Annotated in this window: 11 protein-coding genes; 3 read left to right on the top strand and 8 right to left on the bottom strand. The window is 55.5% G+C overall.

The window, feature by feature from the left end:
* Positions 1-109: 109 nt before the first annotated feature.
* A complete protein-coding gene (locus VHE34_RS24415; protein ID WP_325592825.1) occupies positions 110-706 on the bottom strand; it encodes a short chain dehydrogenase in 597 nt (198 codons plus the stop codon).
* 223 nt (positions 707-929) lie between these two features.
* Here VHE34_RS24415 and VHE34_RS24410 point away from each other — a divergent pair, with 223 nt between their 5' ends.
* On the top strand, positions 930-1,259 hold the full coding sequence (locus VHE34_RS24410; RefSeq protein ID WP_325592823.1) for a helix-turn-helix domain-containing protein: 330 nt from the start codon (positions 930-932) through the stop codon (positions 1,257-1,259).
* Positions 1,260-1,371: 112 nt separating this feature from the next.
* On the opposite strand, the gene VHE34_RS24405 is transcribed toward VHE34_RS24410, so the two are convergent.
* The 4 genes from VHE34_RS24405 to VHE34_RS24390 form a co-directional block, all read right to left on the bottom strand.
* Positions 1,372-4,587, bottom strand: coding sequence for a TonB-dependent receptor (locus tag VHE34_RS24405; RefSeq protein WP_325592821.1), 3,216 nt, complete (start codon positions 4,585-4,587; stop codon positions 1,372-1,374).
* Between the two features lie 77 nt (positions 4,588-4,664).
* Positions 4,665-5,126, bottom strand: a complete 462-nt coding sequence (locus tag VHE34_RS24400; RefSeq protein WP_325592819.1) for a hypothetical protein — start codon at positions 5,124-5,126, stop codon at positions 4,665-4,667.
* A 214-nt stretch (positions 5,127-5,340) separates the two neighbouring features.
* Positions 5,341-6,447, bottom strand: a complete 1,107-nt coding sequence (locus tag VHE34_RS24395) for a hypothetical protein (RefSeq protein ID WP_325592817.1) — start codon at positions 6,445-6,447, stop codon at positions 5,341-5,343.
* A gap of 9 nt (positions 6,448-6,456) precedes the next feature.
* Complete coding sequence (locus VHE34_RS24390; RefSeq protein WP_325592815.1) at positions 6,457-7,563, bottom strand: SPFH domain-containing protein; 1,107 nt, start codon at positions 7,561-7,563, stop codon at positions 6,457-6,459.
* A gap of 45 nt (positions 7,564-7,608) precedes the next feature.
* On the opposite strand from VHE34_RS24390, the gene VHE34_RS24385 reads away from it, so the two are divergent.
* Positions 7,609-8,856 carry a metallophosphoesterase gene (locus tag VHE34_RS24385; RefSeq protein ID WP_325592813.1) on the top strand — a complete coding sequence of 416 codons (1,248 nt, stop codon included), beginning with the start codon at positions 7,609-7,611 and terminating at the stop codon, positions 8,854-8,856.
* 42 nt (positions 8,857-8,898) lie between these two features.
* On the opposite strand, the gene xth is transcribed toward VHE34_RS24385, so the two are convergent.
* The 3 genes from xth to VHE34_RS24370 all read right to left on the bottom strand — a co-directional run bounded on the left by xth (position 8,899) and on the right by VHE34_RS24370 (position 11,223).
* Positions 8,899-9,669, bottom strand: coding sequence for an exodeoxyribonuclease III (gene xth / locus VHE34_RS24380; protein WP_325592811.1), 771 nt, complete (start codon positions 9,667-9,669; stop codon positions 8,899-8,901).
* Positions 9,670-9,710: 41 nt separating this feature from the next.
* On the bottom strand, positions 9,711-10,148 hold the full coding sequence (locus tag VHE34_RS24375; RefSeq protein ID WP_325592809.1) for a hypothetical protein: 438 nt from the start codon (positions 10,146-10,148) through the stop codon (positions 9,711-9,713).
* A gap of 91 nt (positions 10,149-10,239) precedes the next feature.
* Positions 10,240-11,223, bottom strand: coding sequence for a zinc-dependent alcohol dehydrogenase family protein (locus VHE34_RS24370; RefSeq protein WP_325592807.1), 984 nt, complete (start codon positions 11,221-11,223; stop codon positions 10,240-10,242).
* Positions 11,224-11,410: 187 nt separating this feature from the next.
* On the opposite strand from VHE34_RS24370, the gene VHE34_RS24365 reads away from it, so the two are divergent.
* Entirely contained in the window at positions 11,411-11,881 is a 471-nt protein-coding gene (locus tag VHE34_RS24365) for a hypothetical protein (protein WP_325592805.1), read from the top strand.
* The last annotated feature ends 10 nt before the right edge of the window (positions 11,882-11,891 follow it).

Here is an 11,891-nt window from a genome sequence, read left to right as displayed (position 1 = left end):
GCCGCTTAGGAGACACGGCATCCATCGGTATCGAGTCATAGGTAGCCCTTACCCCTGAAGATACGATATCCTGCGCGCACCCACAATACCCGCTTTCGAGCATGGCCGCTTACACCACCTTATACACCTGCCCCGTCTGCGCCCCGAAAGCACTCTTCAGATAGGCCGCTGCCACCCGGTCCATCGTGACCGGGATATGCCCCGGGAAATAAGGGAAATAATGCGGCGAATCCTCTACCAGCCCCGGGCTCACCACGTTGATGCGCACCCCGTTCTCCAGCTCGATCGCCGCTGCCCGGCCAAACGCCTCCAGGGCGCTGTTCACCGCGCTGAGATTCGCCCCCAGCCGTATCGGGTCATCCCCCAACACCCCAGCCGTCAGCGTAAAACTGCCTTGCGGCCGGATATAATGTTGCCCGATCAGCACCAGGTTCACCTGCCCCATCAATTTACTATCCAATCCCTTCCGGAAATCCGCTTCTTTCATCGCTTTTAATGGACCAAAATGGCCATCTCCCGCCGCGCTGATCAGGGTGTCAAACGGTCCCACCTCCTTAAACAATTTTTCTATCGACGCCCCCGAACCGATATCTACCCGGAAGTCGCCGCTTTTACTGCCTACCCGAACCAATTCATGATCCTTACCGATAGTCTCCGCTATCTTTTTGCCGATGGTGCCCGATGCACCGATGAGAATGATCTTCATATCTGGTGTTGTTTAAATACTTCCTTCACGCCTCGCAGCGCATTGCTCACTTTCACGCCGCCCGCATAGAACAGCGCCCATTCTTCGTTTCCATGACCCAAAGTTCAGTCATTACTATACAAAAGTCAAGTAGTTACCAGAAAGTCCAGTAATGACAAAAATGTCGTAATTTCGTCCAGCGCGGCCTTCCCAAACCCACCGCGGCAAAAAAAGTTTCCAGCCCATGGAAAAAAGATATCACACCCCCACCAATTGCCCCATCACCGCCACCATCGACGTCATCGGCGGCAAATGGAAACCGATCATCCTCTACATCCTCCTCGACGGCCCCCTCCGTTTCGGCGAGATTCACCGCATCATCCCCGGCATGGCCCTCAAAGTCCTCTCCCGCCAGCTTAAAGAGCTCGAACAGGATGGCCTCATCACTCGAACTGCCTACCCCGAAGTCCCACCCCGCGTCGAATACGCCCTCTCCCCCAAAGGCGAGACCCTCCGCCCCGTCATGCAGCTTCTCTCCGTCTGGAGCAGCGAGCATCTTCTCGCGCAGGCTTGAGTATCAAGATTACGCATGTTTCCAAATTTGTCAATCTTTGAGGTTTCAATTTGAAACCCCAAAAAAAGCGCCGGGTCCCCGACCCGGCGCCACAAATGCCATAAAAATCAAATCAAAAGATATACCTAACCCCAAACTGTATCTGCCACCTACTCGGCAGATCCGGACTCGAAGTAAACGTCTTCGTCTGCGCCGGATCAAACTGATACATCGCCTGGCCCGACCCATTCGTCCCCACATAAGAGATCGGCTGAAAATACCCCGACGTACTCGCATACTTCCTCACCCCCCAATTACTACTGATCAAATTCCCCAGGTTCACCACATCCATGCTCAACTGGATCCGCTGCCCCCCTTTCTCATCCAGCTTGAAATCCTGCAACACCCGCATATCCACCTGGCTCCACCACGGCGTCTGCCCGCCATTCCGCTCGGTATACTGCCCCCGATGCTTGCTCAGATAGTTGTCCTGCTGGATAAACGCTTCCAACGCCTGCCGCTGCACCGCCGGACTCTGCACCACCCCCTTCACATCCGTATACGGCGTAAAGATCATACTGCCGATCTCGGCCGCCGTCGGGACATACAACAAAGCGTTGATCCCCGCGCCGCTGCTATTGGTCAGGTCGCCGGCGTACGTATACGAGAACCGGTTCCCGCTCGTCCAGTTGCCAAACAACGACACCGATGTCGCCCCCCATTTATAATCCCAACGCTTGATCCCTGCCACCACAAAGCGGTGTGTATTCCCATACAGCGAATGCGCCACTACCGGGATATTGGGATTGCTGACGATCGGGTTGCGGTCAAAAGCATCCCCGCTGATCTCTGCCGAGATACTGTTCGCATCTTTCGCCACCTGGTAGTTATAGGAACCCGTCAGGTAAAGCCCCATCGGCAGGTTCTCCGTCACCTGTACGGTGGCGTTGTAAGAATATCCCTTCCCGTTATTCCCGAATACATAGGTACTTGTATTTCCCTTATCTGTCGCCAGGTAAACGGCCCGGTGATCCCCCGTACCCGAGTTCAGCGTTCCGGTCGGCTTCCCAAGCCCATAATCCTGCACCATCATCGCATGCACATCCTTCGTATAGCCGAGGTCCAGGGTCAGCACCGTGGTCCCACCCAGCTTATAGTCGACACCCGCGCTGGTCCGCCAGATCTGGGGGAAATGGAAGTTGCGCGCCGTCACGTTGAAATACCCGGTGAAAGGATTTTCGATCTGGTTACCCAGCCACACAAAGGGAAACCGCCCCGTGAACAACCCCGATCCGCCCCGCACCTGGATCCGATTTTCCCCATCGACATTCCAGTTGAAGCCCACCCGTGGTGAAAAGAGCGGCGTCGCCTTCGGGAACTTGGAATTATCGATGGCCTCCCCATTTTTCACCGGCGCACCCGATAGCGGGTCGAATATCGTCAGGTTATCCGTATTCGCCACTGTCGGCATACCATAGGAATAGCTTCCGCTGAACGTACCATTCGGGTTCATGATCGGGCTCTCGAAATAGCTCTTGCTGCCATAGAAATACACCGGCTTGTCCACCCGCAACCCATAGGTCAGCTTAAAGGTCGGCGAGATCTTCCAGGCATCCTGCGCATACAACGCCGCCTGGCCAACCGTGAAATACGACCAGGTCCATTTGTCCGCCTTCGCGGCATTCTGTGCATACGTCACGTCCCCCGCCGCCGGATAGCCGCCCGCCATAAAAGAAGCAAGATCGATCTGGCCGAACACATCGAATCCATATCCCGTCAGGTTGAAGCTGTTCTCGAAGCGGAACGACTCGAACGAACCGCCAAAGGTCAAAGTATGCCCCGACAACGCCACTGTCACGTTGTCCGTCAGCTGGAGCGCATTTTGATTTAAAATGTTATGAATGCTGAACGGCTCTTCCCCGGCGATGATATAAGGCACATTGTTCTTGGTAATATTGATCACCGGGAAAGGCGTCGAGTTGGGATTGCGGAAATCGTGGAAAATGGTATTGATCACCCGAAGATTATTCGACACCGTGCTGTTGAAGTTCGTCTTCAGTTCCAATCCGAAGTTCTCGAGATGGTTGTTCATCCGGTACCCGGAATTCTGATATTGCAGCGTGATGGCGTCCGGTCCCCGACGGTTGATCGCACTCGGATGCGCCGGCTTGTCCTGGTAGGCGCTGAGCCCGTTATAGGTAAAAGTAAGGGTGTTCCAATCATTGATCACCCAATCCAGCTTGGCGATCCATTTATAGCTGGTCGTATTCTGGGTATAATCCTGGTAAGGTCCCGTCACATAGCCATAGTTGTTCTTCAACAAGGCGCTCACCGCTTCGAGGTCGGTTTTCAGCACCCGGGATGTCGTGATCTTCCCTTCGTTCGTACCATCATCAGCAACATACGCGCTGTTGGCATCACTGCGTTGCTGCGTCTCGAAATTGACAAAATAGAAAAGTTTATTTTTCCTGAGCGCCCCACCCAACGACGCCCCACCCTGGAAATCGTGCAGCGAAGGCACATTGAAGGAATTCCCCTCCACTTTATGACCCGTCAGCGCCTGGTTCCGGAAGAACCCGTAGATCGTCCCAAAGGTCTTGTTCGTTCCGCTCTTGGTAACGGTATTGATCCCCGCCCCGGTAAAGCCAGCCTGTGTCACATCATAAGGAGCAATATTCACCTGGATCTGGTCGATCGCATCCAGCGATATCGGCTGCGCATTCGCCTGGCCGCCGGGTGTCGGCGCATCCAGTCCAAAGGGGTTGTTAAAGACCGCGCCATCGAGCGAGTAATTGTTGTATTGGCCATTCCTCCCCGCAAACGATACCCCGTTATAAGTAGGAGAGGCCGAAGGCGTAAGCCGGGTATAATCATCCGCGCTTCTCGAGATCGTCGGCAGCCGCTGTATCTGCTGGCTCGTGATGTTCACCGATGCCCCCGTCCGGTTCTCGTTGAAGACCCGGCTCCGGCCGGTCACAGTCACCGCGCTGAGATTGGCCGACGAAAGTTCCAGTTTGAAGTCGACCGTGTTCGTTTGGCCCAGCTCGAGGAAGATATTGCTCTCCGTTTTGGGGTTGAATCCCGTATAGCTCACGGTGATTGTGTAGGGACCGCCGACCCTAAGGTTCGGCATCAGGAAATCACCACCGCTACCCGTTACGAGATGCCGTTTGATCCCGGCGTCGGAAAAGCTGATCTCAACGGTGGCCCCGGCAAGCGGCTTGCCTTGCTGGTCGGTCACCGTTCCACCCACCGTGGAGGTCGTTACCTGGGCGCTTAGCCGGACCGTAATAAAAAGAAGAAAAGAGCAGAGGAAAAGGAGCCTGGATGGAAGGTTCGTGTTTCTCATTAGTGTTGGTTTTGGTGTTAACCTTCAATTAACATCAAAACCGGCTTTTAGATCACGAACCTTCCGGTTTTTTTTTACTATTTCTTAACATTGGAGTACAACTCCCAGCTGTCCCCATTGCTGCGCAGGGTCGTCCGGCTATCGGAATTCTCCACCGTGACATAGTAGCTGCTTTGCTCGTCCTGGCTCATTTCAAACAGGTCCGTGATCCAGTATTCGCTATAGTGATTCTTGAGGTTCATGAGCAGGCTCATGGGCAATTGCGAGCTGACGATGTTCCGGGTCACGGCCATCAATTCCCCGTTATTGGAGTAAAAGGCGGTCATTACCTGTTCGTTCAGCTTGAAGACAACCTTGGTATAGCTGTCCCGGACCTCGGTGCTTACCAATTCGGCGCCAGAGAAATCGTGTGCAAGGCTCGCCTTGATCTCCTTGTTGCCATCCCCCGTCGTAGAGGAAGCAGAGGCAGCAAAAGAAGCAGAAGAAAGAGTGAGTGCGCAAGCCAGTGCAAAAGCGGCTTTAATGATAGACTGTTTCATAAAATTATTTTTTTGATTGGTTGTGAATTTTTGACTTTTACCAGGCGTCCCCGGTATGCCAAAGACATTTCCAGCCTAATGCCAACTTCTTGCGCCAGCTGAAAATCAACCAATTAAGAAAATCCGCCGAGCCGCGACTGTCCGGTATCGATCAAACAACTGTCCGCTTTTGAAACGCTCGCCACCCAAATTTCAAGGTAACCCACAAAAAAACCTATTTCTGAACCATCATAATGATAAAGATGATCAGCACGATCGCCGCGACTACCGCCAGCGCAATCTTCGCCCCACTATACGGCCGCTCGCCAACAACCTCACCGGTACAGGCATTTACGGTAAAATGGTAGACCTTGTTATTGTATTTATACGTACTGATCCAGGCAGGCAGCATAACATATTTCAACCCAACATTACCATAATCGGTATTAATGCTTTCGATCATCTGCTCGTCGCCACCAATGTCCTCGGACACAACACGCCTTATCACCGGCTGCATCCGCCGCTTGGCCTCTTCCAGTCCCTTCTCCGGGTCCACCTGGAACAACTCGCTCCGGAACCCGCTCACATACTGCTCGTTGTAATGCACCAGCGCTTCCAGCTTCCAGGGCTCCAGCCGGTTGGCTACATCCTGCGGTAGGGAATGACTCGCGGAGATAAGGACATCGCTGAATTCATAACCCACTCTCCCGCTTACCGGCGTCCAGGCCGTCTGGCGTACTTCTCGGGTCTGTTCCACGGTATTGCCGTCATCATCCGTCTCGGTATAGGTCTCCGTTATATAATAATAGTCGCCACGCGCCCCCACATAATCGGAGACCGTCTCTGCATCATAACTCCAGTGGGGAATATAGATGCCCTTGAATTGACGCCCATCGCCGCTCACCATTTTGGTCAGGTCCGAAGGCGCCCACCAAAGCCGCTTCAGCCAGGCCCGGAAATCCTCCAGCGCCTTGTTCTGGGGAACGATAAAGGGAAGGATATAATGCGGCCGCACTATCGCCTTGTTCTGCGCCTCGCTCAGCACCAGCGGGCTCGCACAGAACACACAGGTATCGCTGTTTACTTCGGGAGGCAGGGTTGTGGAAGCCCCGCAGTTCTTGCAGGCAACGACTCTCGCCGTCTGTGCCGCCGAACCGCTATTCATCGACGCAACGAATTCGGTATACGCCACCGGTACCACCGGGCTCGAATCCGTATCGGCGATCTCGTTCGAAGCCCCGCAATACTGACAGGTCAGATGATGCGTTCCCGGGGCAAATTGCAGCGTGGCGCCGCAGCTGCTGCACTGCAACGTGTTCACCGTCGCGACGGTTTGTTCCATTCAAAAGAATTAAGGGTTGGGTAAAGGAGGTGGCATATTGCTGAAGATCGAAGCCAGTTCCGGCACCGTGTTGGCGGCTGCCCAGGCAGCCATTCCTTTCTTCCATACCTGGCTTTGCGCATTGATCGTCCCGGCGGCAACAAGCTGACCCAATTGCTCCATCGTATACGGTCCCGCCTGCTTGCCGTCGATCGCCGCATAGAACGGAGTGGCGCCAGGTAAGGGTGGGGGCGCGTCATTCCCTTGCACGGTGTTATTGGCAAAAACATTCGCCATCTGGCCGCCTACGGCCACCCCCAGGCCCGCGCCGACACCCGCGCTTGCCAGTCCGCCCCCGTTCGGATTCTTGGCCGCTTCTTCCATGGCGTTGGCCGCCTGGAACTGCGCATAGGCGCCCAGGTTACCGACGATGCCCATACTGCTGCGTTTGTCCAGCGCTGCTTCCACCTCGGGCGGCAAAGAGATATTCTCGATCAGGAACTTTGTCAGCTCCAGCCCCAGCTCCGTGAATTCGGGTTTTATCTTCTCGGTTATCCTCGCACTCACCTCGTCGTAATTGGCCGCCAGGTCCAGCACCGGGATCTTCACCTCGGCAATGGCATCCATCCCCCTTGATACCGCCAGGTTCCGTAACTGCTCGTTGATAGCCTCCACCGAGAACTCGGGGTTCGTCGCCGCCACTTCCTTCAGAAACACGGCCGGGTCTTTTACCCGGAAAGCAAAGCTGCCGAAAGCGCGCAGCCGGATCGGCCCAAACTCGGCGTCCCGCAGCATTATCGGATTTCTCGTCCCCCATTTCTGGTTGATAAATTGCCGGCTGCTCACAAAGAACACGTCCGCCTTGAAAGGACTGTTAAAGCCGTACTTCCACCCCTTCAGCGTCGTCATTATCGGCATATTCTGCGTAGATAACGTATACATCCCCGGCTGGAACACATCGGCGATCGCCCCCTCATTAAGGAACACCGCCCACTGCGACTCCCGCACCGTGAGTTGGCTGTTCATCTTGATCTCGTTCTGATACCGCGGGAATTTCCAGACAATGGTGTCGCTGGTCGTATCGACCCACTCGATGATGTCGATAAACTCATTCCTGATCTTATCAAAAAGTCCCATATTAAAAGGTTTTAGAGCGGGATGAAAGTACTAAATTTGTTTGATATGCACCGCGCCCCGATCAACATCATCTTCATCGTCCTCTCTATCAACTTTATCCTGGACGCATATGTCTTCAACGGCATCAAAACCCTGACAAAACAGTGGCGCACCCAACGCCAACGCATGGCCAGATGGGGCTATCTCATCATCACCCTTGGCCTCGCCGCCCTTCTCCTGATCAACATCGGCCGCCTGCGTACCGCAAAAGGCATGATCCCCTATTACGAATGGGTGCTAAGTCTCTTCCTCACCCTCCTGATCACAAAAATATTCTTCTCCGTCATCCTCCTCCTCGGTGATACGGGTCGCGGCATTGCAGGCATCGTGAATAAGATCAACCCCAAACACACTGGTCCCGCGATCCCGTCCCGCCGCCGCTTCATCGGCCAGGCCGCCACGATATTCGCCGCCATACCCTTCGGAAGCTTCCTCTATGCCATGCTGGAAGGAAAATATGATTACCGGGTACATCGCGAGACACTCTACTTCGACGATCTACCGCCCGCCTTCGACGGCTTCACCATCACCCAGCTCTCGGACATTCACTCCGGCAGCTTCGACAGCACCCACGGCGTCCAAAAAGGCATCGACCTCGCCAAAGCCCAGAACAGCGATCTCTTCGTCTTTACCGGCGACCTCGTCAACAACGCCGCCTGGGAGATCGAACCCTGGCTCGGCCGGTTCGGCTCCATAAAAGCACCCTATGGCCAATACTCTATCCTCGGCAACCACGACTACGGCGATTATATCGAATGGAACAGCGAACAGGAAAAGGCGGAGAACCTTGAAAAATTGAAAGACCACCACAAAACTCTTGGCTATCGCTTACTGCTGAACGAAAACATATCCATCGAAAAAAACGGCCAGAACATCACCCTCCTCGGCGTGCAGAACTGGGGCCGCGGCTTTAAACAACTCGGCGATCTCGACAAAGCCCTGGAAAATGCCGACCCCAACGGTTTCAAGATCCTCCTCTCGCACGACCCCACCCACTGGGAAGAAAAGGTCCGCTATCACCCCACCCACATCCACCTCACCCTCTCCGGTCACACCCACGGCGCCCAGTTCGGCGTCGAATCCGACAAGCTGCGCTGGAGCCCCGTCCAATACCGCTACCTCGACTGGGCCGGCCCCGCCCAGGACAACGGCCGCCATCTCTACGTCAACCGCGGCTTTGGCTTCCTCGCCTTCTCCGGCCGCCTCGGCATCTGGCCGGAAGTCACGGTGATAACGCTCAAGCGTAAGGCCTGAAACACCGCTCCGGCCACCGATCCGCCAGGCAACCAGAACCGATCAGGCAAGCTCGATCCACACCGGCGCATGATCGCTCGACTTCTCCCACCCGCGCACGTCTTTATTCACCCCCGCCGCAGTCAACCGCTTCGCCACCGTCGGTGACAGCAGGAAGTGATCGATCCTCAATCCCGCATTCCGGCCATACGCATTCCGGAAATAATCCCAAAAAGTATAAATGGTCTCGGTAGGATGCAAATGCCGCACCGCATCCGTCCACCCCTGCGCCACCAGCGTATGAAAAGCCGCCCGCACCTCCGGCCGGAACAACGCATCATCCACCCACTTCTCCGGCTTATACACATCCTTTTCCGTCGGCATCACATTATAGTCGCCCGTCAGCACCACCGGCTTCCCCGACTCCAGCAAGGCCGCCGCATGCAAGGTCAGCCGCTCGAACCACTGAAGCTTATAATCAAATTTTGGCCCCGGCGCCGGATTCCCGTTCGGCAAATACAGGCAACCAATAACGATCCCGTCGATCGTAGCCTCGATATACCGGCTATGCGTATCCTCATCATCTCCCGGCAACCCCCGCCGCACCTCCACCGGCTTCCCACTCCTCGCCAGGATCGCCACCCCGTTCCAACTCTTCTGCCCATGCCAGATCGCATGATATCCCGCCGCACTGATCTCCGCCTCGGGGAATTTCTCCTGCGGCGCCTTCAACTCCTGTAAACAGACCACATCCGGCCGGGTCTCCCCAAGCCAGCGCAAAAGCACCGGCAGCCGCGCCCCGATCCCATTGACATTATACGTTGCTATTTTCATGGTAATGTCTTTGCCGTAAAACTATTGAAAATAGGCGGTTCCTACCCCTTTCGGCTATTGTCCTCCTTTGCGGGGGCCGAAGTCTGCGTCGGCACTCCCAGGATCTTATCGAAGGCCATCCTCATCAGCCAGGCCTTTTCGGTATCGGAAAGGTCCCCATGTGATCGCTCGATGGCCGTCCTCAAAGTCTTTTCCATCCCTGGACAATCTTTCCCATAGAGGTAGAGTATCTTATAGCCTGCCCATTCGTATATCCGGTAGCAGGCCATATGCAGTCCCTCATTGTAGATCGGTGCTCCCAGGGAAATCGCCTCATTGATGATCTTTTCGACCTCATCCTTCTTCCCGCAGTCGGCAGGTACGGTATCCATCTTCGTGGCCCGATCAGCGACCGCCGGACTGGCAGATGCAATCCCCTGAAAAAGAAGGAACATCGCCCCAATAAGCAATAGTGAACGAAAAACGGTGGGTGCTTGCATGGATTTTACTGTTTGACCTGGAATATAACTGCGCCGGGAGAGAATTATTGTTAGCCCTGCCCTAACTGTTCCCATGTCCTCCGCCCGCAACTCACGCCACATCCACCACGATCTTCCCCTTCGCCTTCCCCGCCTCTTGCGCCGCATACGCGGCCTCCACCGTGGCCAACCGGTACCCGGTGGGATCCACCAACGGCCGTAACCTGCCCGCCGCCACCAGCGCTGCGGCCTCCCGCAGGATCTCCCCATGGTGCTCCCGGCCTTCACCCGATATAAGGGGATACAGCGTGAATACCCCCGAGTAGGTCGCCCCACGGAAGGACAAGGGCGCCAGCGAATGCGTTCCCCAGCCCAGGATCGTCACCACCTGCCCGGTATATCTCTTCACCTGTAAAAAGGATGCATTCAGGTTTTCCCCGCCCAATGTATCGAAAACGATATCAAATCCCTTCCCATGCGTATATCGTTGCATATATTCAGCCGGCGACAGCGCCGTATAGTCGATCGCCACCGCACCATAGCCTTCGATCAGGGCCGCCCGCTCCGGCCTCACCGTCGCATAGACGCTCGCACCCTTAGCCACCGCCAGCTGCACGGCAAGATGCCCGACGCCGCCCGCGCCGCCATGCACCAACACCGTCTTCCCCGGCCCCACCCGCGCACGATCGACAAGCCCCTCCCACGCCGTAATGAACGCCAGTGGCATCGCCGCCGCCTCGCGAAACGACAACGCCCGCGGCTTCAACGCCAGCAAGCGCGCATCCGCCACCTGGTACTGCGCGAGCGAGCCGGGAATCCCCGCGATCCCGCCCGTCATCCCGTATACTTCATCGCCAACCGAAAATCCACCCACCCCTTCACCGACAGACTCCACAACACCCGCCATGTCGATCCCCAGGATCGCCGGCAACCTCGGCTCCGCATGCCCCGCCTTCCCGGCCTTGATCTTTACATCCAATGGATTGATCGCGCTGGCTTTTACCGAAACCAATACCTGTCCCGGACCCGCGACCGGCTTTTCCACCTCCTCCAACACAAGAGGAGTGTCATATTCTTTTAAAACGACTGCTTTCATGCCCCAAAGGTCCGGCAAAAACCTGTCCGCGGCTTGTCGCTTTTGACGTTTCTCATGTACTTTTTAAATGGAAGTCTCTATCCCGGACTTCGCCTGCCTTTAATTCGCGAAAGAATCCACCCTCATTTGATCGGATGGACGGGTATCCGCTGTTCTTTTGCAGACACAATCACCATTATTATATTTTATGAAAACCATCCTGTCCACATCCCTTCCCACCGCAAGACCCTCCCTTTTTAGCTTCGAACCCAACCGTAGCCGGACAAAGGTGTCCCTCCATAACCTCGTCGACCAGTTACTCATTGGCCTGCAGCCCCTGGCAATGCGCCGTGATAACGTAGTCGTCAACGGGATCCCCGAAGGCATCTGCTTCATTGCCGAAGAAAACCTGCTCGCCTATGTTCTCTGGAACCTCGTGAGCGCCGTCATCAACACAAAACAGAATGAATGCATTTATGTCCAATCCCTGGTGGATGATGAGCGCACTTTTGTTGGTGTAAAGGACGCCGGAACCTATCTCTACCGTTCCCTCGCATCCGAATTTCGCAAATTGCAGCATGCCGCGGCGCAATTCGGGGCCTCCATCGATTGCCATAATGACCACAACGGCAACGCCAATATCGTCCTTTCCATGTCCAACCGGCGACTGGCTGTCTGACCATCCGCTG

The sequence above is a fragment of the Puia sp. genome (assembly GCF_035546395.1).
Taxonomy (GTDB): domain Bacteria; phylum Bacteroidota; class Bacteroidia; order Chitinophagales; family Chitinophagaceae; genus Puia.
The sequence above is the reverse complement of the archived record's forward strand: the minus strand, read 5'-3'. Positions and strand labels throughout refer to the sequence as shown.